The 22,471-nt window shown below is 70.5% G+C and carries 21 protein-coding genes; 7 read left to right on the top strand and 14 right to left on the bottom strand.

Annotated features, from left to right (window positions below; translation table 11 throughout):
• The first annotated feature begins 330 nt into the window (after positions 1–330).
• Entirely contained in the window at positions 331–717 is a 387-nt protein-coding gene (locus tag ACFQW8_RS14310; protein WP_380088388.1) for a hypothetical protein, read from the top strand.
• Here the strand turns inward: ACFQW8_RS14310 and ACFQW8_RS14305 are convergent.
• Positions 690–905, bottom strand: a complete 216-nt coding sequence (locus tag ACFQW8_RS14305; protein ID WP_380088386.1) for a hypothetical protein — start codon at positions 903–905, stop codon at positions 690–692. The genes ACFQW8_RS14310 and ACFQW8_RS14305 overlap by 28 nt on opposite strands.
• A gap of 59 nt (positions 906–964) precedes the next feature.
• Between ACFQW8_RS14305 and ACFQW8_RS14300 the strand changes: the two genes are divergently transcribed.
• Positions 965–1,999, top strand: coding sequence for a putative sugar O-methyltransferase (locus ACFQW8_RS14300; protein WP_380088384.1), 1,035 nt, complete (start codon positions 965–967; stop codon positions 1,997–1,999).
• Positions 2,000–2,034: 35 nt separating this feature from the next.
• Here ACFQW8_RS14300 and ACFQW8_RS14295 read toward each other — a convergent pair whose 3' ends face one another.
• The 4 genes from ACFQW8_RS14295 to ACFQW8_RS14280 all read right to left on the bottom strand — a co-directional run bounded on the left by ACFQW8_RS14295 (position 2,035) and on the right by ACFQW8_RS14280 (position 6,747).
• A complete protein-coding gene (locus tag ACFQW8_RS14295; RefSeq protein ID WP_380088383.1) occupies positions 2,035–3,498 on the bottom strand; it encodes an NAD-dependent succinate-semialdehyde dehydrogenase in 1,464 nt (487 codons plus the stop codon).
• Positions 3,499–3,519: 21 nt separating this feature from the next.
• Positions 3,520–5,229, bottom strand: a complete 1,710-nt coding sequence (locus ACFQW8_RS14290) for a phospholipase D-like domain-containing protein (RefSeq protein WP_380088381.1) — start codon at positions 5,227–5,229, stop codon at positions 3,520–3,522.
• Between the two features lie 73 nt (positions 5,230–5,302).
• The gene (locus tag ACFQW8_RS14285; RefSeq protein WP_380088379.1) at positions 5,303–6,475 is read right to left on the bottom strand and encodes a LacI family DNA-binding transcriptional regulator; all 1,173 of its coding nucleotides are present in this window, start codon (positions 6,473–6,475) and stop codon (positions 5,303–5,305) included.
• A 44-nt stretch (positions 6,476–6,519) separates the two neighbouring features.
• The gene (locus ACFQW8_RS14280; protein ID WP_380088377.1) at positions 6,520–6,747 is read right to left on the bottom strand and encodes a hypothetical protein; all 228 of its coding nucleotides are present in this window, start codon (positions 6,745–6,747) and stop codon (positions 6,520–6,522) included.
• A gap of 80 nt (positions 6,748–6,827) precedes the next feature.
• Here ACFQW8_RS14280 and ACFQW8_RS14275 point away from each other — a divergent pair, with 80 nt between their 5' ends.
• A complete protein-coding gene (locus tag ACFQW8_RS14275; RefSeq protein ID WP_380088376.1) occupies positions 6,828–7,934 on the top strand; it encodes an LOG family protein in 1,107 nt (368 codons plus the stop codon).
• Here the strand turns inward: ACFQW8_RS14275 and ACFQW8_RS14270 are convergent.
• The 5 genes from ACFQW8_RS14270 to pyrH all read right to left on the bottom strand — a co-directional run bounded on the left by ACFQW8_RS14270 (position 7,918) and on the right by pyrH (position 12,753).
• Entirely contained in the window at positions 7,918–9,114 is a 1,197-nt protein-coding gene (locus tag ACFQW8_RS14270) for a monooxygenase (protein WP_380088374.1), read from the bottom strand. The two genes, ACFQW8_RS14275 and ACFQW8_RS14270, sit on opposite strands and share 17 nt — an antisense overlap.
• A 97-nt stretch (positions 9,115–9,211) precedes the next feature.
• Positions 9,212–10,426, bottom strand: coding sequence for a 23S rRNA (adenine(2503)-C(2))-methyltransferase RlmN (rlmN, locus tag ACFQW8_RS14265; protein WP_380088372.1), 1,215 nt, complete (start codon positions 10,424–10,426; stop codon positions 9,212–9,214).
• Positions 10,427–10,471: 45 nt separating this feature from the next.
• The gene (locus tag ACFQW8_RS14260) at positions 10,472–11,329 is read right to left on the bottom strand and encodes a phosphatidate cytidylyltransferase (RefSeq protein ID WP_380088370.1); all 858 of its coding nucleotides are present in this window, start codon (positions 11,327–11,329) and stop codon (positions 10,472–10,474) included.
• A 21-nt stretch (positions 11,330–11,350) separates the two neighbouring features.
• The gene (gene frr, locus ACFQW8_RS14255; protein ID WP_380088368.1) at positions 11,351–11,908 is read right to left on the bottom strand and encodes a ribosome recycling factor; all 558 of its coding nucleotides are present in this window, start codon (positions 11,906–11,908) and stop codon (positions 11,351–11,353) included.
• A 92-nt stretch (positions 11,909–12,000) separates the two neighbouring features.
• A complete protein-coding gene (gene pyrH, locus ACFQW8_RS14250) occupies positions 12,001–12,753 on the bottom strand; it encodes a UMP kinase (protein WP_380088367.1) in 753 nt (250 codons plus the stop codon).
• A 100-nt stretch (positions 12,754–12,853) separates the two neighbouring features.
• Here pyrH and ACFQW8_RS14245 point away from each other — a divergent pair, with 100 nt between their 5' ends.
• Positions 12,854–15,196 carry a hypothetical protein gene (locus ACFQW8_RS14245; protein WP_380088365.1) on the top strand — a complete coding sequence of 781 codons (2,343 nt, stop codon included), beginning with the start codon at positions 12,854–12,856 and terminating at the stop codon, positions 15,194–15,196.
• An 82-nt stretch (positions 15,197–15,278) separates the two neighbouring features.
• On the opposite strand, the gene tsf is transcribed toward ACFQW8_RS14245, so the two are convergent.
• Together tsf and rpsB are read right to left on the bottom strand one after the other, a co-directional pair.
• Positions 15,279–16,109: a translation elongation factor Ts gene (tsf, locus tag ACFQW8_RS14240; protein ID WP_380088363.1), complete on the bottom strand. Its 831-nt coding sequence runs from the start codon at positions 16,107–16,109 to the stop codon at positions 15,279–15,281.
• Positions 16,110–16,168: 59 nt separating this feature from the next.
• On the bottom strand, positions 16,169–17,170 hold the full coding sequence (gene rpsB, locus ACFQW8_RS14235) for a 30S ribosomal protein S2 (protein ID WP_380088362.1): 1,002 nt from the start codon (positions 17,168–17,170) through the stop codon (positions 16,169–16,171).
• Between the two features lie 323 nt (positions 17,171–17,493).
• On the opposite strand from rpsB, the gene ACFQW8_RS14230 reads away from it, so the two are divergent.
• Positions 17,494–18,759, top strand: coding sequence for an MFS transporter (locus ACFQW8_RS14230; RefSeq protein WP_380088360.1), 1,266 nt, complete (start codon positions 17,494–17,496; stop codon positions 18,757–18,759).
• On the opposite strand, the gene ACFQW8_RS14225 is transcribed toward ACFQW8_RS14230, so the two are convergent.
• Together ACFQW8_RS14225 and ACFQW8_RS14220 are read right to left on the bottom strand one after the other, a co-directional pair.
• Positions 18,752–19,780 carry a S66 peptidase family protein gene (locus ACFQW8_RS14225; RefSeq protein WP_380088359.1) on the bottom strand — a complete coding sequence of 343 codons (1,029 nt, stop codon included), beginning with the start codon at positions 19,778–19,780 and terminating at the stop codon, positions 18,752–18,754. The genes ACFQW8_RS14230 and ACFQW8_RS14225 overlap by 8 nt on opposite strands.
• 109 nt (positions 19,781–19,889) lie before the next feature.
• Positions 19,890–20,582 (bottom strand): DNA alkylation repair protein, encoded by a 693-nt coding sequence (locus tag ACFQW8_RS14220; RefSeq protein WP_380088357.1) that lies wholly within the window; start codon positions 20,580–20,582, stop codon positions 19,890–19,892.
• 43 nt (positions 20,583–20,625) lie between these two features.
• Between ACFQW8_RS14220 and ACFQW8_RS14215 the strand changes: the two genes are divergently transcribed.
• Positions 20,626–21,786 carry a pyridoxal phosphate-dependent aminotransferase gene (locus tag ACFQW8_RS14215; RefSeq protein WP_380088356.1) on the top strand — a complete coding sequence of 387 codons (1,161 nt, stop codon included), beginning with the start codon at positions 20,626–20,628 and terminating at the stop codon, positions 21,784–21,786.
• Positions 21,787–21,886: 100 nt separating this feature from the next.
• Positions 21,887–22,465 carry a murein hydrolase activator EnvC family protein gene (locus ACFQW8_RS14210; protein ID WP_380088355.1) on the top strand — a complete coding sequence of 193 codons (579 nt, stop codon included), beginning with the start codon at positions 21,887–21,889 and terminating at the stop codon, positions 22,463–22,465.
• Positions 22,466–22,471: the final 6 nt, after the last annotated feature.

The raw sequence follows: 22,471 nt of genomic DNA, 5'->3' as shown, positions 1-22,471 counted from the left end.
CGCGTTCCGACTACGGCCCTGGCCAGTGCGCGCAGGATCGCCCACAGCGACGACGCGAAGTCGCGCTCAGACGACGTGTCCAGCCTTCGCCACAGGCCCCGACCTCGCCCCCGACCCCGATGGCTCGTTCCCGCCGGGATAGCCACCGCCGCAGTCCTCCTGGGCGGTGGCGCGGCAGCGGCGGTGATGATGCAGAACGGCTCGACGCAGGCGGATCAGCTCAGGCCGGCAGCCCCGACAGGCGCCACCAGCGGTGCGACCCCGGCTATCGCTCCGGCGACCACTGCGGCCGCCTCCCCCGGGACCACTACTCCGTCCGCCTCACCGTCAGTGCCCGCAACGTCCTCATTGCTCTTCACCTCGACCGGCGTGGCGGTGTCCACCGTGGGGGGCCGCGCACCCACCCGCCAACAACGCTCGTACCAGATCGACTGCCGCAGCGGGTCCTGCTCGGTCTACAGCCCCATCGGGAAGTCCACCGTCGTGCTGACCCCCGCCGGCCCTGGCCGGTGGAGCATCCCGGCGGTGCCCCCTCCCACCGACCCGTGCGACAAGACCCTGTTCGGTGTGCGCCGGGCTGCCGTGACCATGACGCTGACCGACTCCACGGTGCAGATCGTGTCCAACTTCGCCGGCTACAGGCTGCAGGGGAACGGCTGCTTCGTGAACAACCCGAAGTCCACGTACACCTACACCGGCGACCGGAAGCCCGCCTGACGATCACGGGTTGAGGGAGACGTCATCGTCTCGCCCGTCGAGTTGGCCACCCTGACGACTTCGGCCTCGTCGGCAAAGGCCGTCGCCGGAGCCACCGGCACGAAGGTCTCCTTCACGGCGGCGGGCGGTCCGCCCGTCCCCTTGAGGACGAGGTCGATCCGGGCCTCGCCGGCCGTCGTGGGGAACACGTTCCGGCCGCCGATGGTCGCTACCATCGGGACGACCGACCCCGAACCCTAGGAGACACGTGTCGATCTGGAGTGACCTGACCGCCCGTTCACTGGCCGAGCTGCGCTCAGCGCCTGAGACGTACCGGCCCACAAACTTCTGGGGGCCTGGTCTCGACCAGCTTCTCGGCGACATGTCGGGAAGTGGGCTGGAGAACTTCAAGAAGTGGCCGACGTCGCGGGTCTGGTTCTATCCCGTCTATGGCAACGGCTACAGCAACGCGACCATCGCAGACGTGTTCGACGCGGCTCGTCGCGTCAACACCCACGCGACGCAACCGTTCCTCGCCGGCGGGCTCAACGGCTCGCTCGACGCGCGGCGCGACCACGACGTCGCCAGCGCTGCGTGGGACCAGGCCCGGTGGCCGTTCGACCTCGGCAACCATGGCGAGAGCAAGGTCGGCAAGCCACCCCAGGCCTACCGGCTCAACCCGGTCAACCAGGACGTCGCCTTCGGGCGGGCCTACCTCAACTACCTCCTGTGTCTCAGCGCGCTGTCGCGGCACGTGGACGCGCCACCGCGCAGCTTCCTCGAGATCGGCGGGGGGTTCGGCGTGCTCGGAGAGATCCTGCTCTCGAGGGATCCCGCCACCCGCTACGTCGACATCGACATTCCCCCGCTGCTGACCGTCGCGTCCTACTACCTCACCGAGCTCTTCGGCGCGGACCGCATCGCCACCTACGACGAGTCCATCCCCACCCAGGGGCCGATCACGTCGACCGGGTCGGCCGTGCTGCCCAACTATCGGCTCGGCGACCTCCAGGACACGTTCGAGGTCTTCGTCAACTCGTACTCGTTCCAGGAGATGGAGCCCGACGTCGTCGACAGCTACATCGGGCAGGTCTGCGACCGGGGCATCACCTGGGCCGTCTCGCTCAACTCGCGCGACGGCAAGCCGCGCGCAACACAGTCCGGGGAATGGGGAGCGCTCGAACCCGTGCGCTCGGCCGACATCGCCGAGATGTTCGGGCGACGCGGTCTGCGCGTCGTCGGCACCTATGACGCTCCCCTGGTCCGGTCAGCCGGTCAGCTGCTCATCATGCGTCGGGACTGAGACCCGAGACCGCCGCGGCCGGCAACGACGGAGCGTCAGGGGTTGAGTGAGACGTAGGTCGTCTCGAGGTACTCGTGGATCCCCTCGAAGCCTCCCTCGCGCCCGAAGCCCGAGTGCTTGACCCCACCGAACGGGGCAGCCGCATTGGAGACGATCCCGGTGTTGATGCCGACCATCCCGAACTCCAGGGCCTCGCTGAGGCGCAGGACCCGGCCGTGGTCGCGCGTGTAGGCATACGCCACGAGGCCGTACTCCGTGGAGTTCGCGAGCCGGACCGCCTCGGCGTCGTCGGTGAAGGTCGTGACCGGCGCGACGGGACCGAAGATCTCCTCACCCAGGACCCGGGCGTCCGCGGGCACGTCGACCAGCACGGTGGGCGCATAGAAGTGACCCCGGCCAGCGAGCTTCTCCCCACCGGTGAGCACTCGGGCTCCACGGTCGACGGCGTCGCGCACGAGCTCGTCGACGCCCTCGCGCGCCTTGTCGGTGATGAGCGGACCGACCTCGACACCGGCCTTGGTGCCCTTGCCGACGGTGAGGCCGGCCATCCGGCGAGCCAGGGCAGCCGAGAAGTCGGCAGCCACCGACTCGTGCACCACGAACCGGTTGGCCGACGTGCAGGCCTCGCCGATGTTGCGCATCTTCGCCAGCATCGCCCCCTCGACTGCGGCGTCGAGATCGGCGTCCTCGAAGACGACGAACGGTGCGTTGCCGCCCAGCTCCATCGACACCCGCAGGAGCTGTTCGGCCGACTGCTCGACGAGCATCCGGCCGACAGCGGTCGAGCCGGTGAAGGTCAGCTTGCGCAGCCGCGGATCGCGGATGATCGGCTCCGACACCACCGCCGTGTCGGCCGTCGTCACGACGTTGAGCACGCCGGCCGGCAGACCTGCCTCCTCGAGCACCGCTGCGAGCGCGAGCATGGACAGCGGCGTCTCGTGGGCCGGCTTGACCACCATCGTGCAGCCGGCCGCGACGGCGGGCCCGATCTTGCGCGTCCCCATGGCGAGCGGGAAGTTCCACGGGGTGATCATGAACGTGGGCCCGACCGGCTTCTGGAGCGTGAGGAGACGAGACCCGCCAGCCGGGTTCACGGCATACCGGCCGTGGATCCGCACGGCTTCCTCGCTGAACCACCGGAAGAACTCCGCACCGTAGGCCACCTCACCACGTGACTCGGCGAGCGGCTTGCCCATCTCGAGGGTCATCAACATCGCGAACTCGTCAGCGCGGGCCGTGAGCAGCTCGAACGCGCGCCGCAGGATCTCGCCGCGGACCCTGGGTGGGGTCGCGGCCCAGTCCGCCTGTGCCGCAATCGCTGCGTCGAGTGCAGCGGTCCCGTCGGCCATCGTGCCGTTGGCCACCTCGGTGAGCACCGAACCCGTCGCCGGGTCCGTCACGGGGAAGGTCGTGGAACTGAGCGAGTCGCGCCACTCCCCGCCGATGAACAGCTGGGTGGGCACGGAGGAGAGGACGGACTTCTGGGTCACGACGGCCATGACTCGACCTTAGTCATGGCGTCATGCCTCCTGTCCGGAGAACACCCGCCGCTGCAGCGCCTGCCAGGACGCAGCGCGATAGTAGGGGTGCGTCCAGCCGTCGTCCTCGGCCAGGTGCCCGGGCTCCTGCCTCGCCCCCGTCACCATCTCGCGCCGCTCGACCCACGACCGGAAGACGAAGTGCATGAAGAGGCGGTGGTACTCGGTGAGGTAGATGTCGGCGACTCGGCGGATGGCTGCCCGGGACGACGCCGGCCCCTTGCCGCCGCCGCGCAGGACGAGGGTGTTCTCCTCGTTGGACACGGTGGAGGCCCTGCTGTAGTTGGCTGAGCCCGTGACGACGACGGGGTCGGTCCCGAACGGGTCGATGAGGATGATCTTGGTGTGCACGTACTTCACATGCGTGTTGAAGCCGGTCAGTGACTCCCCGGCCCACTGTGCGAGGCCGCCACCGGTGAGGTGGGCACCGGTCGAGATGCGCACGTTGGGGTCGGTGCGCGGCACGGCCTGCTCCTTGGGCGGCCACTTGTCGAGCAGCACCGTGCGCACCGTGTCGGGCTTCGCCGTGCGCAGCGTGTCGCGGAAGAGCTCGTTCAGCCCGAAGGCGCCCGTGATGTGCGCGCTCACCTCACCGTGGTCGAAGACGTTCGCGAACCACTGCAGGACGGACGAGCTCGTATGCCGTGGCGCGAGCACGACGCTCGCTCCCCGCTTCGGTGGAGTCACCTCCACGACCGGGTTGTCCCGCTCATGGGCGTCGCGCAGCTCGGCCGTCGTCTCGCCCGTCTCGAGCCGCTCCCACTCGTCGAGGAACTGCTGCGCCACCACGGGGTCGTGGATGACGTGACCGACGTTGGAGTGACCGAAGATCGCGCCCTGCGTGAGGTTCGTCGACCCGGTCCAGACGGCAACCGGTCGCCCACCGTCGAGCAGGACGAGGAACTTGTGGTGGTGCAGGGCAGACACGTTGTCGGCGTCGCGCCACCGGATGGTGCCGCCGTTGCTCACGCCATGGCGTCGAGCCGCTGCGCGGGCCTGGGTCGAGGTGGTGTCGGCGCCGCCGTCACCGTCCCTGTCGCGCCCGTGCACGACGAGTGCGACGTCGGCGCCCCTGTCGCGGGCGGCGGCCAACGCTGTGAGACCCGTCCCCCAGGTGAACTCGTAGAAGGCGCCACGCAGGCCGGAACCCGCCCCGGTCGCCTGCTCGCAGAAGGCCACGAACGCCTCGCCGAGCCCTCGGGACAGCCAGACCATCGCTGGCGACTCCTCGGCCTCGTCCCTGCTCGGGACGTAGCCGGCGAATCGCCTGGCGAAGGCCTGCGAACCCGCCACCCCGCGGTTGAAGAACACCCCGTGCACGCCGTCGTCCTCGACCTCGGTCCGCACCCTCACCGACGCGGTCGCGAGCTCCTTCGGTGCGGCAGCCGATCCGCCCAGCGCCACCACGGCATACCGGTAGGACCGTCCCGGCCTGGTCGTGTAGTCACCCCACTGGAAGCCTTGGATGGGATGCTCCCGCGTCGACCAGTCGCTGCCGGGAGGCGGGTCGGGCACGACGGAGGCGAAGGTCTTCATCCCCCGCAGCCACACCGTCTCGCCACCGGTCTCCCGGCGCCGGATCGCGAACCCCAGGCAACCGGTCGGATCAGCGAGGTCCCATCCGAGAAGCACGGTGTGCGTGCCGGCCACGGCGTGCAGGGTCAGGGTGGGGGTCTCCACGTGGGAGCGCATGACACCACGCTAGGGGCACGGGGACCAGCCCACCAGAGCCGGGATCGTCGCCATGGCGCGCTCTGCCGACAGGTCAGGCCCGAGCCGACGGCCGCCGGGTCCTCGGACGCTTGCCATCCTGGGGACGCTTCGCACCCTCGGGCGGCTTCCCCGCTCTGGGAGGCGGCGCGGTGGAGTCGCGCACGACGAGCTCGGTGGTCAGCGTCACGGCCCGGGGCTCGGTGGGGCGGCCAGCCCGGCGGTCCGCCATCGCCTCGACGAGCATCGACGCGGCGAGGCGCCCCTTCTCGGTGACGTCCTGGCGGACGGTCGTCAGCTGGGGGCGAAGTCGGGTCGCGAGCGGGTTGTCGTCGAAGCCGACGACGGACAGCTGGTCCGGGACGGAGATGCCGGCGTCGTGCGCATCGAGCAGCACCCCGGCGGCCATGGCGTCGGAGAACGCGAGGATGGCGGTCGTGTCGGGCTGCACCTCGAGGATGGCCTTCAGGGCGCCCCGACCACCGGCGGTGGAGTCGATGGGTTCCTGCAGGATGACCGGTTCGATGCCGGCCTCCGTCAGCACCTCGATCCACCCGGCCAGCCGCTCGGTCGAGGCGTAGCCCTGCCCCTTGGCCGACGACGACTCCACGATGCCGAAGGGCGGCACACCGGTCTTGCCGATGAGCGCGACCCTGCTGTGCCCCAGGTCGACGACGTGCTGTGCCGCCGCCCGCGCGCCCGAGCGGTCCTCGACGTTGACGCTCGAGAAGCCGCGGGTGTTGGGCTGGTCGACGAGCACGAGCGGGAGCTTGCGACGCTCGACCTGCTCGCGAGCCCCCGACTCGGGGTCGCAGTTGTAGACGATGACACCGTCCATCGCCACGTCCCGAGCGGGCATGACGTCGCCCGACGGCTCGCTCGAGAGCAGCGTCAGAGCGATGCCCCGGGGCGAGAGCGTGGCAGCGATCGAGCTGAAGAAGGCCGCCGCGACCTCGTCGGTGAACGCCTCGGCCGGACTGTTGGACAGCAGCACCCCCACCGACCCGGTCGAGCCCCGAGCGAGGGCGCGCGCGGAGGGGTCGGGGCCGGTGTAGCCGAGCTCCTCGGCCGCCTTGAGGACCTTGTCGCGCAGCGCACTGGACAGCTGGTCAGGGCGCGAGAACGCGTTGGAGACCGTCATCCGACTCACGCCGACCCTGTCGGCCACGGTCTGGAGGGTCACCCTGCCCACGCCCACCTCGCTCTCGTCGAGCCGCACGGCTCGCACGGGCGACGCTAGCGCGTCCCTCTGGATGTCGGACAGGCGCTGGGTCAGCGTGTCGCCACCTGCCGGTAGCCGCAGGGCTCCACCGCGCGCGCACCGCGGTAGAGCAGCCCGGCCACGCGAGCGCGCAGGGCAGCAGAACCACGGAAGGTGGGGCTCGTGGCCGCTCGCTTCCCGCGAAGCGGTGCAGCCGCGGTGGAGTCGACGCGGCCGCCGTCGAAGTGGCGACGGGTGGCCCTGTCGGCGGTGATCGAGGCGAGTGGCAGGTAGTCCATGATGCGCTCCTTCGTCGTTTCTGTACCGCTACAGTGGTCTCGCTTTCTGTACCGGTCAAGGACCATGCGAGGATTCCCCCATGAACGAGATCGAGAGCCTGCGCGACCTCGATGCCGCACTCGAGAGCGGTGCACCCCTGACCGGTCGACGCCTGCAGGACCTCGACCTCCGCGACCACGAGGCCCGTCTCCTGTCCCGCACCGACCTCGACGGGCTCGTCGTGCTCGGCGGGCGACTCTCCCCAGAGCTCGACCACCACCTGCGGCTGCACGGTGCCCTCGTCTTCCCGACGGATCCCGGGGCTCCGGTCAACCCCTACCGCGCCAGCCTCTACCAGCCGCACGAGCTCTACGCCGGCCTGGCCGAGCACGGCTACGAGCAGACGCCGGACGCTCGCGCCTACGGGTGGTCCCGCGAGGCAGATCCCCATCACGACGTCTTCGTCACGCTCCTGCGAGCCATCCACGACGACTCCGTCAGCGACGCCCTCACCGAGTTCGTCGGCGACGTCCCTGTCGTCGGGGTCATGGGCGGACATGCGCTGACGCGCGACAGCGACGCGTATGCCGGTGCGGCCCGTCTCGGGCACACCCTCGCCTCCTCGGGTCTCGTCGTCGCCACCGGAGGCGGCCCCGGCGCGATGGAGGCCGCCAACCTCGGCGCCCTCTGCCCATCCCACGAGGTCGTGAGCGAGGCACTCGGGCGGCTGGCCGGCATACCCTCGTTCCGCCCGTCGATCGGGGCCTGGGCGGAGCTCGCCCTCGAGGTGTATGACGACGTCCTGCCCCTTCCCTTGCAGGACAGCGCTGTTCGCTCCATCGGCATCCCCACGTGGTTCTACGGCCACGAGCCGCCCAACGTGTTCTGCAACGGCATCGCGAAGTACTTCAGCAACGCGATCCGCGAGGACGGACTGCTCGCGCGGTCGACCGCCGGCCTCATCGTCCTCCACGGCGCGGCGGGCACGGTGCAGGAGATCTTCCAGTCGATCACGCCCCTCTACTACGCCGAGGCCGAGCGGACGCTCGCGCCGCTCGTGCTCGTCGGCGTCGACCACTGGTCACGCGAGGTGCCGGTGTGGGACGTCATCCGGGCGCTGAGCAGTGAGCGGGGCATGGGTCAGGTCGTGCACCTCGTCGACAGCACCGACGAGGCCGCGGAGCTCGTGCTCAGCTCGCGCGCGTGAAGAGGACGATCCCGAGACACATCTCGTCCGTGGTGCCCTCGCCCCACGCGACGTAGCGCTCCTTGGTCCCCTCGTAGGCCGGGAGGACGTCACGCATTGCCTGGTCGTGCGTGCACGTCACCGTGACCGTGTCGCCCTGCTTCACCGGCTGTGGCTTGGGGAGCGGGATCGCGCCCTGGTCGTCGAAGTTCCACACCGGGATGTCGAGGACCCGCCTGGCCTGCGGGGTGCCTTTGTTGACGTCGACGGTGATCGACTTGCCGAGCAGGTGCATGTGGCCGGAGACGGCCCGGATCTGACCCGGTTGCGTGATGGGGCGGGTGCACGACTGCGTGGGGCCGGGCTTCAGCTCACCGCAGAGGAGGTGCAGCAGGTCGGCGGTCGCGACCTGCTCGCCGAAGCGCGTGCGGATGTCGGCGACGGCCGGGGTGCGCGAGCACAGCTCACCGGGCGTGCCCTTGCGGCACGGCAGCTCGACGGGGGCGGGCAGGAGCATCGTCTCGAGCGGCTTCTTGTGACCGGCACTGGCCGGTGTCAGCCGCAGCCGGGCCTTGCTCTGGTCGGCGCCGCCACCGGCGAGGAGGTTGTAGTGCATCTGGATGACGACGCGCGAGCCCTTGGCGAGAGGGATGCCGATGTCGTCGGCCATGACCCGCTCGCCGCCCCCGGGGGCCCAGGCGCCGACCCACTCGGCGTTGTCGAGCTGGGCGGCGGGCCCGCCGCCGATGCCCGAGCCGCCGAAGCAGGTCCAGCCCTGCTCCGCGTCCTCGGCGTCCTTGGCCTCGGCGGCCGCGACGTTGTCCGGGTCGACCTTGAAGAGGATGACGTGGTGCACCGCCGCCGGGTTGTCCGGCACGATCTTGACGCCGCTGACGATCATGTCTTCAGCGAACTTCGGGTCGGCGAGGAAGCAGCGATAGTCGTCGGTGCCCGTGCCGAACGGCGCCTTGGGTGTGTACTTCGCCGCCATCGAGAGCTCCTGGAAGCTCTCACCGGCGCGCAGTGCGACGTCCGGCGGCTCCGGCTTGGCCTTGGCCGCTGCTGCCGCCGACGACGGCGAGGCCGCGTGGCTGGAGCTGGCGTGCGAGTCCTCACCGCGCAGGTTCTCGGGCAGGACACCGCCACAGGCAGAGAGGGTGAGGGCGGCGACGATGCCGACCGCGACGGTACGCAGGCGCATTACCCCACAGTAGTCGCGCCGCGCCCGTCCGCCCAGGGAACCGGGAACGAGATGGTGCGCGGACGGCATACCCTCGCCTGTCGTCGAGCGAGCGGCGTCAGGGAGTCGCGGCAGCGAGCTGGCCGCAGGCGCCGTCGATGTCGGAGCCACGGGTGTCGCGGACCGTCGTCGGGATGCCGTGGGCACGTAGCCGCTCGACGAACTGCTGCTCGACGCCACGACGCGAGGCCGTCCACTTGGAGCCCGGCGTCGGGTTGAGCGGGATGGGGTTGACGTGCACCCAGCCCTTGCCGCGCGAGGTGAGCTTCTTGCCGAGGAGGTCGGCGCGCCAGGCCTGGTCGTTCATGTCCTTGATGAGGGCGTACTCGATGCTGACCCGGCGGCCGGTCGCCTCGAAGTAGCGGTAGGCCGCGTCGATCGCCTCGTCGACCTTCCACCGGGTGTTGATGGGCACGAGCTCGTCGCGCAGCTCGTCGTCCGGGGCGTGCAGCGACAGGGCGAGCGTGACCGGGATGCCCTCGGCGGCGAGCTTGTCGATGGCCGGCACGAGACCGACGGTCGACATCGTGATGCCGCGAGCCGACATGCCCAGGCCGTCGGGGGTCGGGTCGGTGAGGCGGCGGATCGCACCGATGGCGGCCTTGTAGTTGGCCAGTGCCTCACCCATGCCCATGAACACGACGTTGCTGACGCGCTCCGGCCCGAGCGCGGACGCCGCGGCGTCGTCCTCGGCCTCGTCTCCGAGCCCGGCCTCGGCCGGGTGGGTCGCGCCGATCGCCGGAAGGGCGCCGTGGCGCAGCTTGCGGTTGGCGTCGACGACCTGCTCGACGATCTCGGCGGCCGACATGTTGCGGGTGAGCCCGGCCTGCCCGGTGGCGCAGAAGGGGCAGTTCATGCCGCAGCCCGCCTGGCTCGAGATGCAGATCGTCACGCGCCGGGGATAGCGCATGAGGACCGACTCGACGAGCGCCCCGTCGTGCAGGCGCCACACCGACTTGAGGGTCGCGCCGCGGTCGGCCTCGAGGGTGCGCACGGGCGTCAGCAGGGTCGGCAGGAGGTCCGCGACGAGCTGGTCGCGCACGGCCTTGGGCAGGTCGGTCATGTCCTCGGGGAACTCGACGAGCCGCTCGAAGTAGTGCGTCGACAGCTGCTTGGCCCGGAACCCCTTGTGCCCCAGCTCCTCGACGGCCGCCTTGCGCTCGGTCGGCGACAGGTCGGCCAGGTGACGCGGCGGCTTGCCGCGACGGGGCGCGGTGAAGGTCAGCTGACCGGGCACCGGAGGGCCGACAGTGGGTTCAGGGAGAGAAGTCATCGCCTCCATTGTCCCACTCCCCCGCGGACCTCGACGCAGCCGCGATCAGGGGTTGGCCCAGAGGAGCAGCGCCCAGACGACGGGGATGCAGAGGACGAGCGAGTCCAGCCTGTCCATGATGCCGCCGTGACCCGGCAGCAGGGCGCCCATGTCCTTGATACCGAGGTCGCGCTTGATGCTCGACTCGATGAGGTCGCCGACCGTGGCGGCCGCCGCGACGACGACGCCGATCACCGCGCCCTTCCACCACGGGCCGTCGAGCAGGAGCGCCAGGCTCACGGCCCCGACGGTCGCGCACGAGAAGACCGATCCGGCGAAGCCCTCCCAGGACTTCTTGGGCGAGAGCGAGGGCGCCATGGGGTGCTTGCCGAGGAAGACGCCGAACGCGTACCCGCCGATGTCGGAGAACGCCACGACGAGGATGAAGTAGACGATGCGCAGGTGGCCGTCGTCGGCCGCGAGGAGCAGTGCCGCGAACCCGCCGAGGAAGCACGGGTAGAGCGCGATGAAGAGCGAGCCGGCGATGTCCCGGATGGCACCCTCGAGGCCGTCGGCGACGCGCCACACGAGCACCCCGACACAGGTGAGGCCGAAGGTCAGGATGAGGGCCTCCGCCCCCCGGAAGTAGGCGGCGAGCACCATCGAGACGGCACCGATGACGACGGGGACGAGCGGCGCGTCGATGCCGACCTGGCGCACCGCCCGGCGCATCTCCCAGGCGCCGATCACCATGGCGGCGACGAGGATGACGAGGAACGCCTCCCGCCGGATGGCCAGCGAGGCGATGATCAGGACAGCCAGTCCGACGCCCACGCCGATGGCTGCGGGCAGGTTGCGCCCCGCCTTGGTCCGTGAGCGGGTGCCGGCCGGGGCGCTCGGAGGGCTCGCGGGGAAGTCGCTCATCTGGAGCCCGTGCGTTCGAGGTCAGACCTCGAGCAGCTCGGCCTCCTTGCCCTTGAGCACCTCGTCGATGCTGTCGACGTACTTCTTCGTCGTGGACTCGAGGTCCTTCTCGGCGCGTGAGCCCTCGTCCTCGCCGACGTCGCCGTCCTTGACGAGCTTCTCGATGCTCTCCTTGGCGGTGCGACGGATGTTGCGGATCGACACCTTGGCGTCCTCACCCAGGCCGCGGGCCATCTTGATGTACTCGCGACGACGCTCCTCGGTGAGCTGCGGCAGGATGCACCGGATGATGTTGCCGTCGTTGGACGGGTTCACCCCGAGGTCGGCGTCACGCAGGGCCTTCTCGATGTTCGCCATGGAGCCCTTGTCGAACGGGGAGATGAGGATCGTGCGCGCCTCGGGCGTCTGGAAGGACGCGAGCTGCTGGAGCGGGGTCGGCGCACCGTAGTAGTCGACGATCACCTTGTTGAACATGCTGGGGTGGGCCCGACCGGTGCGGATGCCGGCGAAGTTGTCCTTGGCCACCTCGACGGCCTTCTCCATCTTTTCCTCGGCCTCGAGCAGGGTGTCGTCGATCATGCGGTCAGGTCTCCTTCGGTATGCCGCGCCGCTGCGGTCGTGCGGCGGGGTCCAGTCTGTCAAACAATCGCCGTGAGGCCAGTCAGCCCGGCTCAGGGCGTGACGAGCGTGCCGATGCGCTCGCCCTGGATGGCCCGGGTGATGTTGCCCTCGCCCTCCATGCCGAAGACCACCATGGGCAGGCCGTTCTCCATGCAGAGGCTGAACGCGGCGGCGTCGACGACCCTGAGGCCGTTGCGCAGCGCCTCGCCGTAGGTCACGGTGTCGAGCTTGCGGGCAGCCGGGTTGGTGCGCGGGTCCGAGTCGTAGACGCCGTCGACGCCGCTCTTGGACATGAGGACCATGTCGCAGTGGCACTCCAGGGCACGCTGGGCGCTGACCGTGTCGGTGGAGAAGTACGGCATACCGGCTCCGGCACCGAAGATCACCGCACGCCCCTTCTCGAGGTGACGGATCGCGCGACGCGGGATGTAGGGCTCGGCGACCTGGCCCATCGTAATGGCGGTCTGCACGCGGGTGTCGATGCCTTCCTTCTCGAGGAAGTCCTGCAGCGCGAGGCAGTTCATGACCGTGCCCAGCATGCCGATGTAGTCGGCGCGGGAGCGGTCCATGCCCTTCTGCTGGAGCTCTGCCCCGCGGAAGAAGTTGCCGCCACCGACGACGATGGCGACCTGCGTTCCCTCGTTGATGGCGGCGGCGATCTGCTTCGCGATGCCGCGCACCACCTCGGGGTCGACCCCGATGCTGCCGCCCCCGAACACCTCTCCGCTGAGCTTGAGCAGGACCCGTCGAGGGCGGCCCCCGGTGCTGGTGGGAGCGGGCTGGGTCTGGACGTCAGTGGTCACCGTGCCTCCTCGGCAGTGTCTTCTGGCGGTGCCCTGAATCCTCGCACACGGCGGCGCCGGTGCGGCAACTCGACGGCCGAGGCAGCGTAGCGTCAGTCCCATGGGGCAGCTTCAAGCCACTGGTCGGGGTGCGCCGTCGGTGGCCACGGTCGCCTCGACGTTCGTCGCTCGCGGCCTCCCATGGGTGCTCTGCGCCGCGGTCCTCGGGTCATACCTCGAGGTGAACGGCACCGCGATGAGCGACCTGGGCCGGTATGCCGGCTACCTCGCGGCAGCGGTGGCGCTGCCCGGCGTGCTCATCCTGCGCGCCCTCGTCCCGTCGCGGCGCCCCTGGGTGGAGGACGTCGTCCTGGGCACGGCTGTCGGCATGGCGGCCCAGCTCGCCCTGCTCGTGCTCGTGGTCGCGCTCGGCGTGTCGCAGCTCTCGTGGCTGCGCTGGTGGCCGGCCCTGGTGGTGCTACCCGTGCTTCTCGTCCCTCGACTGAGGCGGCGGTGCCTGTCCACCGGGTCGGCTGCGGCCCGAGCCGCGCAGGCACCGGGGTGGTGGCACTGGGGCGTCGCCGGAGCCTGCCTGGTGGCGGGTGCCGGAGCGGTTCGAGCGTTCCTCGAGTCGCCTTTGCCCCCCGGGGAGGGGGTGTACTACGTGGACCTCCCCTGGCACCTGGCCCTGGTCCACGCCGCGACGCGGAGCGTGCCGCTCGAGGTGCCACAGGTCGCGGGAACCACCGTCGAGTACCACTGGTTCGCCGACGGTGACATGGCGGCGGCGAGCGTCGTCTCCGGTGTCCCGGAGGCCGTGGTCCTGCTCCGCCTGTGGCCCACGGCCGTGGTCGTCACGGGCCTGCTGCTCGTGGCCGTCCTGGCGCGGGCGCTGTCGGGCACGTGGGCGGCCGGAGTCGTCGCAGCGTGGATCTTCGCGGTCCTCCGCGGGGTCCAGGTCCTGCCTGCCCACTTCGCCCAGGGCCCCATCGTCCTGGCCAGCCCGAGCCACGGCTACGTCGCCGTGATGACCGCCGGAGCCATGGTGGTCATCGTGTGGGCCTTGCGGGGGCAGAGGATCGGCTGGGGCGGCTGGCTGCTCCTGGTGGCGCTCCTCGCCGGGGCCGGCGGGAGCAAACCGGCCGCCCTTCCCACCCTCCTGTGCGGCGCGGCCCTGACCTCTGCCATGAGCCTTCTCGTGCACCGCCGATGGGACCGGGTGAAGGCACCGGCCATGGTCCTCCTGGCCTGCGCTGCCCTCCTTCCCCTCACCGCGATCTTCCTGTCCGGCAGCGACAGCGAGACGTCAGTGCGGCTGTTCGACTTCATCAGGTGGCACCCGACCCTGCGCGACGTCCTGTCCGCAGGGAGCGGGAGCAGCCTGCTGCCCGCGGGCGTGGCCGATCTCGGGGTGCGCTCCCTCCAGATCCTCGGGCTCGGGCTCCTCGCCGTGGCGTTCCCCCACGTGGGCCTGCACTTCGGCGCAGCCGGGTTCGCCCTGCGGTCCGTGCGGGCCGACCCGGTGGCGTGGTTCGTTGCCGGAACCATCGCCGCGTCCTTCGCCGCCTTCCTCATCGTGTCGCACCCGGCCTTCAGCCAGGTGTACTTCGTCCGCCTCGCCCTGGTCCACGGCGCTGCCGTGCTGGCCTGGATCCTCGTCGGCGCAGCGCGCCGGGCACCGGCCCCGCAAGCTCGTCGGGTCGGCCTCGTCGCCGCCGGTGCCCTCGTCGGGGCGGCCCTCGCCTGGCTCACGGCACGGCTCGCGCCGACGCTGGACCTGGCCGAGCGATCGAGCGTCGTGGCGTGGCGCTCGGCCTTCCTCTGGTCGATGATGGTCTTCGTCGGTGGCCTCGGCCTCATCGCGGGGGCGCTGCTGCTCGCCGGCCGACGACAGCGTCAGCTCCAACGGTCGGCGGCCGCGGTGCTGGCCGGAGCGCTCGTCCTCGGAGCGCCGGCCTACGCGGTCCGGGACGGAGCCCTGGACGCGGCGGGAGATGCCCTGCGAGGGACCCGGGTGGACGCCGTGGAGAAGCCGCGGGTCAGCAACGAGATCCCGCTGCCTGCCGGCGGAGGTGCCGCCATGCACTGGCTGGACCTCAACACTCCGCGCGATGCGGTCGTCGCAACCAACCGTCACTGCTCACGAGGGACCGTGGCGAAGGGGTGCGTCTCGAACCTCTACCTGGTCAGCGGGCTCGGGGGGCGTCAGGCCGTCCTCGAGTCCTGGGCGTACGTCAGCGTGTCGGGAGGACCCTCGGGACCGAGTCCCTACCCCGAGCGGCTCGCCGCGAACGACGCGCTGTTCACCGACCCCACCCCGGAGGGCTTCGAGCGGATGAAGCAGGAGCATGGGCTGGGCTGGCTCGTCGCCGACGCCACCGCGACCCCGGTCTCCCCCCGGATCACCGAGTTCGCGACGCCACGGTTCAGCGCCGGCACCATCACCGTCTACGAGGTCAGGTAGCCGCCCAGCGACCAGACGCACGTATGCCGCCCGCTCGGGTGAGCGGGCGGCATACGGGATGCGTGTGGTTCAGACCCTCAGGTCAGCCACCGACGCGGAACCGTGCGAAGGACGTCGCCGTGGCGCCGGCCTCCTCGAGGACCTTGGCGACGGTCTTCTTGGGCTCCTTGGCGAACGGCTGCTCGAGCAGGACGTTCTCCTTGAAGTAGCCGTTGACGCGACCCTCGACGATCTTGGAGAGCGCAGCCTCGGGCTTGCCCTCCTCCTTGGCCGTGGCCTCGGCGACACGACGCTCGTTCTCGACCGTCTCGGCGTCGACCTCGTCACGCGTGAGGACGGTCGGGCTGAACGCGGCGACGTGCATCGCGACGTCGCGAGCGACCTGCTCGTCGCCACCATCGGTCGCCACGAGGACACCGATCTGCGCCGGGAGGTCGGGGCTCGTCTTGTGCAGGTAGGCAGCCACGACGGGAGCCTCGATGCGGGCAACGCGCTTGACCTCGATCTTCTCGCCGATGGTCGCGTTGGCGCCGTCGAGGAGGTCCTTGACCGACTGGCCGTCGGGGAGGGTGCTCGCGAGGAGCTCGTCGGCCGAGGCGGCCTTGGTGTCGACGGCCTGCGCGAAGACCTGGTCGGCGAGGGCGATGAAGTTCTCACCCTTGGCGACGAAGTCGGTCTCGCAGAGGACCTCGACGAGCGTGCCGACGCCGCCCTCTGCCCTCGCGATGACCAGACCGTTGGAGGTGGAACGACCCTCGCGCTTGGTCACGCCCTTCTGGCCCTTGACCCGCAGGATCTCGGTGGCCTTGGCCTGGTCGCCGTCGGCCTCGTCGAGAGCCTTCTTGACGTCGAGCATGCCGGCACCCGTGGACCCACGGAGCGCCTTGATGTCAGCGGCGGTGTAGTTCGCCATGTGTGTGTGCGCTTCTTTCTGTAGCAAGTTCGGACAGAGAGGAGGTGTGACGCCTCAGGTCAGGCCTTGGCGGCCGAGGCGTCCTCGGTCTCGGCGACCGGGGCGTCCTCGGCGGCCGGAGCAGCCTCGGTCTCGGCGGGAACCTCGGCCTCGGGCGCCGGAGCAGCCTCGGTCTCGGCAGCGGGAGCAGCCTCGGTCTCGGCAGCCGGAGCGGCCTCGACAGCGTCGGCGGCCGCGGTGGCGCCGGCCTCGGGGGCCACGGCCTCCGCGGTCTCGGCAGCAGCGTCGGCGTCGCCACCGAGGAGCTCGCGCTCCCACTCGGGCAGCGGCTCGTCCGCAGCGCCCTCGGCGTCCGCAGCGGCGTTGCCACCGGAACGGGAGATGAGGCCCTCGGCGACGGCGTCGGCGATGACTCGCGTCAGCAGGGTGACGGAGCGGATCGCGTCGTCGTTGCCGGGGATCTTGTAGTCGACCTCGTCGGGGTCGCAGTTGGTGTCGAGGATCGCGATGACGGGGAGCCCGAGCTTGCGCGCCTCGTCGACGGCGAGGTGCTCCTTCTTGGTGTCGACGATCCACACGGCGGAGGGGACCTTGGCCATGCCGCGGATGCCACCGAGGGTCTTGTCGAGCTTGTCGCGCTCACGCTTGAGGAGCAGGAGCTCCTTCTTGGTGCGGCCGGAGCCGGCGACGTCCTCGAAGTCGATCTCGTCGAGCTCGATGAGGCGGGTCAGACGCTTGGAGATCGTCTGGAAGTTGGTGAGCATGCCACCGAGCCAACGGTGGTTCACGTAGGGCATGCCGACGCGCGTCGCCTGCTCGGCGATGGGCTCCTGGGCCTGCTTCTTGGTGCCGACGAAGAGGATGCTCCCGCCGTGGGCAACGGTCTCGCGGACGAACTCGTACGCGTTGTTGATGTAGGTCACCGACTGCTGCAGGTCGATGATGTAGATCCCGTTGCGCTCGGTCATGATGAAGCGCTTCATCTTCGGGTTCCAACGACGGGTCTGGTGCCCGAAGTGGACGCCGCTCTCGAGGAGCTGGCGCATGGTGACAACGGCCATGCCGGTGTTCTCCTTGTGCTGGTTTCAGTTGCGTCGGCCGCGCACGGGTCGTGCACCGCCTGCCTGGCGTCTCGACGCAGTCCCCGCCGTGTGCCGTGTGCTCCGGTGGAGCAGGCACATGGACTGTCGGGGTGCGCCCCGCTTCGTGGGAATCCAGTCAGCGGCGATGAGACGCGCGAATTAGGTCACCGGGCGCACACACACGCGTGCGGGCACACGAAGACCGTCGGTCATCCTACGCGTGAACGGGCCCGCCGAGAAATCCGGGCAGCCGTCCGAACTCGGTATGCCGCGTGCTCTCCTTCCGCGTAGCGTCACCGTCCGTGTCACGCCTCGGGGAAGCCATCGCACCCTCCCGTCTCGGCACACCCTTCCGCTGGCTCATGGCAGCCTCGTGGACGAGCAACATCGGTGACGGCATCGCCCTCGCGGCCGGCCCGCTCCTCGTGGCGTCACAGACGCGCAGCCCCACGCTCGTCGCACTCGCGGCCCTGCTCCAGCGACTCCCCTGGCTGCTCCTCGGCCTGTGGGCCGGAGCAGTCGCGGACCGGCTCGACCGCAAGCGCATCATCATCACGGCCAACATGCTGCGCGTGCTCGTCGTCATCGGCCTGTGCTCGTTCATCAGCACGGACCACATCTCGATCGGCGCCGTGCTGGCGACGATGTTCCTCTACGGGGTGTGTGAGGTCTTCGCCGACTCGGCGACGGGCACGCTGCTGCCGATGGTCGTCCAGCGTGATGACCTGCGGACCGGCCAGGTCCGGCTGCAGGCCGGGTTCCTCACCGCCAACGAGCTCGTCGGACCACCGGTCGGGGCGTTCCTCTTCGCGGCAGGCATGGTCTGGCCGTTCGTCACCCAGATCCTGCTCGTCCTGCTCGCCATCGGACTCGTCGCTCGTATGGAGCTCTCGCGCGGTGGCGTCCGCGGCACGGTCGACACGCATGTCCGCGCCGACATCCTGGAGGGGATCCGATGGGTGCGCCACCACCCGCCCATGCGCACGCTCGTCCTCGTCATCCTGACGTTCAACATCACGTGGGGGGCCGCGTGGTCCATCCTCGTCCTCTGGTCGCTCGACCACCTGCGGATGGGCGTGATCGGGTTCGGTCTGCTCTCGACGGCGAGCGCCGTCGGTGGCGTGCTGGCCACGACGAGCTTCGACCGGCTCTCGCGCCGCTTCCCGCTCGCCACGCTCATGAAGGTCTGTCTCGTCACCGAGGTGTTCACCCACCTCGCGCTGGCGCTCACCACCGTCGGCTGGGTGGCCATCGTCGTCATGACCGTGTTCGGTGCCTACGCCTTCACCTGGGGGACGGTCAGCAACACGATCCGCCAGCGGTCCGTGCCCACGGCATACCAGGGTCGGGTCGGCAGCGTATACATGACCGCTCTCTTCCTCGGCATCGTCATCGGGCAGGCCGTCGGTGGACCCATCGCGCAGAGATGGGGGCTGACCGCGCCGTTCTGGTTCGCCTTCGTCGGGACGGCACTCATCCTGGCGCTGGTGTGGCGCCAGCTCGACTCCATCGCCCACGCCGGCGACGACGACCCGGATGTGCCGGGAGCCCGGCCCAGCGTCAGCTGAGTCTCAGGGATCCCTGAGCGACGCTGACGTGGGCCCCCATCGGCAAGGACCGGTTGGCGGTGATGTGGCCGAACGAGCCGCCCGCCCAGGTCGGCTTGCCGAGGGAGAGGATGCGGTCCCGCAGGATCACTTGCGTGTCCGACGGCGACGACGCCATCGTGAAGTCACCAAGGACGAAGCCCTCGGCGTCGTCGAGCCAGCCGGAGCGGCGCAGCTTGGTGAAGTTGCGGTCCAGGACGTAGCCGGCGTCGCCGACGTCCTCGAGCACGACGACCGCGCCCTTGGTGGACAGGAGGTCACCCGTGGCCACGGAGGTCGCGAGCATCGTGACGTTGCCGCCGACGAGCCGGCCCTCGACGCTGCCGTCGCGCCACGGGGTGAGGCCGCTGAGCAGGGCCTCCCCCGCCTCGACCTCGCCGAAGAGCAGCCGGCGCATCGACTCCAGGGTGGCCGGGTCCGCGGTGGCGATGCCCGTCACTCCCGGTCCGTGCAGGGACTGCAGGCCGGTCTCGGCGTTGATGCGGCTGAGCAGGATCGTCGTGTCGGAGTATCCGGCGAGCCACTTGCCTGTGCCGTCGCGGAAGTCCTTGGGGTCCATGACCTCGAGGGTTCGCTGCGCGCCGTAGCCACCGCGGGCGGTGATGACGGCGTCGACGGCCGGGTCACGCCACGCGGCCAGGAGGTCCGAGGCACGGGCCTCGTCCGTGCCCGCGAGGCCGATGGTGGGATCGGAGTCCCACAGGTGGGCGCCCTCGACCACGTTGAGTCCCCAGGCCTTCATCCGCTCGATGCCGGTCAGCACCCGCGCGCGCTGGCTCGCCGGGGTCACGTGACCGGAGGGGGCGACGACCGCGACGGTGTCGCCTCGGCGCAGGGGCGCGGGGACCCTGAGCGAGCGCGGCCCAGCGGCGCCTTCCGTGACCGGTGCGGCCGTGGCGCCGGAGGCGGCTGAGCCGATGGCCAGGGGTGCAGCCACCGCACTCGCCAGGGCGGTCCGACGGGTCATTCGCTGGTGGGTCATGAGACTTCTCCTCGAGGATGACGGGCGAGCCACGCCGCGCACGACGCCGTGAACAACACACCTGACCCTGCCACATCCCGCCACTTTGTGACGGGACGTCGGTGACCGGTCACAGGTGCTTGAGCGCCTCGCGCCGGCTGAGGCCGGACAGGCGACTCCCCTGCGCTTCGACGAAGTCGAGTACCCAGGCCGGGTCCGTGCGGGCGTACTGCCTCAGTGCCCAGCCGATCGCCTTGCGGATGAAGAACTCGCGGTCGTCGAGGTTGGGCTCGATGACGTCCTCGAGGAGGACGGTGTCCGTGCGCTCCTTGTGGCGCAGCTGGCTGATGATCGCCGAACGTCGCAGCCAGAGGTCGTCGTGCTCGGCCCACCCCCGCATCCGCAGCCCCTCCCCCTCGGGGTCGACGAGCAGCACCTCACCGACGACGTTGCCGACCTCGTCGACGTGGTCCCACCAGGCCCCCGTCACGACGATGTGCTCGACGAGGGGCATGAGGTCCGGGTCGTGCCACGAGCGGTAGGTGCGGTGTCGGAGAAGGGCGAGGGCGGCATACCGGTCCTCGCGGTACTCGGCCCCGTCCCAGAGCTCACGGACGCTGCGCTCCCAGGCGGCTCGGCTCTCGATCCGCAACGCGGGGTCGGCGAGCAGCGGCCGCAACATCCCGTGGCGCTGCGGTGAGGTGAGTCCGAGGAAGGGCATCTCGCTCTTCATGTAGCGCTGCTGCTCCGCCGCCCGCTCCGGGTCTGTCTCCGAGCGCAGGCCAGCACGGATCGCGTCGAGGAGCTCGGAACCGTCGGACATGACGCCGAGCCTAGGGCGGGGCACCGACGCGTAGCCTGCGCACATGGATTCGCCTCTCGTGCACCGGATGCAGGGCTACGGTTCGACGATCTTCGCTGAGATGACTGCCCTGGCCGTCGAGCACGACGCCCTCAACCTCGGCCAGGGCTTCCCCGACACCGACGGGCCGCAGGAGATTCTCGATGCGGCGAAGGCGGCGATCGACGGCGGACGCAACCAGTACCCACCCGGCGCCGGTGAGCCCGAGCTGCTCGACGCCATCGCCACGCACCAGAAGCGGTTCTACGGCCTGGAGGTCGACGCTCGCAGCCAGGTCCTCGTCACCGTCGGCGCCACCGAGGCGATCGCGGCGACGATCCTCGCGCTGTGCGAGACGGGAGACGAGGTCGTCACCTTCGAGCCCTACTACGACTCGTATGCCGCGTCCATCGCCCTGGCTGGTGCCGTGCGCCGCACGTCGGTGCTGCGCTTCCCCGACTTCGCCGTCGACGAGGACTCGTTGCGGGCGGCCTTCTCTGCGCGGACCCGGCTGGTGCTCCTCAACACGCCCCACAACCCGACGGGCAAGGTCTTCACCCGGGCCGAGCTCGAGCTGATCTGCGAGCTGGCCCGGGAGTTCGACGCGTGGGTGGTCACCGACGAGGTCTACGAGCACCTCGTCTTCGACGGGCTGGAGCACGTCCCGGTCGCGACCCTGCCCGGCATGGCCGAGCGCACCCTGACCATCTCGTCGGCCGGCAAGACGTTCTCGACGACGGGATGGAAGGTCGGCTGGGTGAGCGGCCCGGCGCAGGCCGTGGCGGCGGTGCGGACGGTCAAGCAGTTCCTCACCTATGTCGCCTCGGGGCCCTTCCAGCCCGCGGTGGCACTCGGCCTGGGTCTCGGGGACGACGTGTATGCCGGCCTCTCCCGTTCCATGGAGGGCAAGCGTGACCTGTTGGTCTCGGCACTGCGTGGCATCGGGCTCGACGTGTCGGTGCCGGGTGGGACCTACTTCGTCGTCGCCGACGCGGCGCCGCTGGGCGCGACGGACGCCCTCGAGTTCTGCCGTGAGCTCCCGGCGCGGGCCGGGGTTGCCGGCGTCCCGGTGTCGGTCTTCCACGACGACGTGGACGCCGCACGCACGCTGGTGAGGTTCGCGTTCTGCAAGCGGGACGACGTGCTGCGCGACGCCGCCGCACGGTTGGCGGCCCTGCGGACCTGAGGGTCCGGACCATCCACAGGCCGGGTGGGACTCAGCCGGCGTCCACAGATGAGCCGATGGGGCTGGCAGTCGGCGCCGACCGCGTCGCAGGGTCGGTGGCATGTCACCGACCCCAGCCATCCGCCCGCTCCTCGTCGCGCTCACCTTGGTGGGCAGCCTCGTCCCCGGCGTCGTTCTGGGCCCCGATGCTCCGGTGTCCCCACCGGAGGCCGGGGCCGTGACCGGGCCGGTGCGGGTGCCTGGCCCGGACCCGGACTCGCTGCGCCGGACGTGGTCCTGGCCGGTAAGTCCCCGACCGGCCGTGCTGGCCGCGTTCGTGGCGCCGCGCTCGACCTACGGAGCCGGTCACCGCGGTATCGACCTGGCAGCGAAGCAGGGACAGCAGGTGCAGGCCGTCGACGAGGGAGTCGTGTCCCACGTGGGCGTCATCGCCGGGCGTGGCACGGTGAGCATCACCCACGCGTCGGGGCTGCGCAGCACCTACGAGCCCGTGCGAGGCGCCGTGAGCACAGGTGCCCGGGTGTCGGCAGGCCAGCTGATCGGCACGGTTGCGGGCCGCTCCCACTGCGGCGGCGCGTGTCTTCATCTCGGTGCGCTCGTTGGCTCGGCCTATCTCGACCCTCGTCCCCTGCTCGGCGGCGGCCCGGTCATCCTGCTGCCCCTTGCCGTCGGGTCGTGAGGCCCG

The sequence above is a fragment of the Knoellia altitudinis genome, from assembly GCF_042666355.1.
Taxonomy (GTDB): Bacteria; Actinomycetota; Actinomycetes; order Actinomycetales; family Dermatophilaceae; genus Knoellia; species Knoellia altitudinis.
The sequence above is the reverse complement of the archived record's forward strand: the minus strand, read 5'-3'. Positions and strand labels throughout refer to the sequence as shown.

What these genes read in the sequence shown, in the direction of transcription:
- ACFQW8_RS14280 (WP_380088377.1), bottom strand. Translation starts at nt 6,747, where the DNA reads ATGGACTACCTGCCACTCGCCTCGATCACCGCCGACAGGGCCACCCGT.
- ACFQW8_RS14245 (WP_380088365.1), top strand. Translation starts at nt 12,854, where the DNA reads ATGGGGCAGCTTCAAGCCACTGGTCGGGGTGCGCCGTCGGTGGCCACG.
- ACFQW8_RS14260 (WP_380088370.1), bottom strand. Translation starts at nt 11,329, where the DNA reads ATGAGCGACTTCCCCGCGAGCCCTCCGAGCGCCCCGGCCGGCACCCGC.
- tsf (WP_380088363.1), bottom strand. Translation starts at nt 16,109, where the DNA reads ATGGCGAACTACACCGCCGCTGACATCAAGGCGCTCCGTGGGTCCACG.
- frr (WP_380088368.1), bottom strand. Translation starts at nt 11,908, where the DNA reads ATGATCGACGACACCCTGCTCGAGGCCGAGGAAAAGATGGAGAAGGCC.
- ACFQW8_RS14225 (WP_380088359.1), bottom strand. Translation starts at nt 19,780, where the DNA reads ATGACCCACCAGCGAATGACCCGTCGGACCGCCCTGGCGAGTGCGGTG.
- ACFQW8_RS14275 (WP_380088376.1), top strand. Translation starts at nt 6,828, where the DNA reads ATGAACGAGATCGAGAGCCTGCGCGACCTCGATGCCGCACTCGAGAGC.
- ACFQW8_RS14295 (WP_380088383.1), bottom strand. Translation starts at nt 3,498, where the DNA reads ATGGCCGTCGTGACCCAGAAGTCCGTCCTCTCCTCCGTGCCCACCCAG.
- ACFQW8_RS14220 (WP_380088357.1), bottom strand. Translation starts at nt 20,582, where the DNA reads ATGTCCGACGGTTCCGAGCTCCTCGACGCGATCCGTGCTGGCCTGCGC.
- ACFQW8_RS14270 (WP_380088374.1), bottom strand. Translation starts at nt 9,114, where the DNA reads ATGCGCCTGCGTACCGTCGCGGTCGGCATCGTCGCCGCCCTCACCCTC.
- rlmN (WP_380088372.1), bottom strand. Translation starts at nt 10,426, where the DNA reads ATGACTTCTCTCCCTGAACCCACTGTCGGCCCTCCGGTGCCCGGTCAG.
- ACFQW8_RS14210 (WP_380088355.1), top strand. Translation starts at nt 21,887, where the DNA reads ATGTCACCGACCCCAGCCATCCGCCCGCTCCTCGTCGCGCTCACCTTG.
- rpsB (WP_380088362.1), bottom strand. Translation starts at nt 17,170, where the DNA reads ATGGCCGTTGTCACCATGCGCCAGCTCCTCGAGAGCGGCGTCCACTTC.
- ACFQW8_RS14290 (WP_380088381.1), bottom strand. Translation starts at nt 5,229, where the DNA reads ATGCGCTCCCACGTGGAGACCCCCACCCTGACCCTGCACGCCGTGGCC.
- ACFQW8_RS14215 (WP_380088356.1), top strand. Translation starts at nt 20,626, where the DNA reads ATGGATTCGCCTCTCGTGCACCGGATGCAGGGCTACGGTTCGACGATC.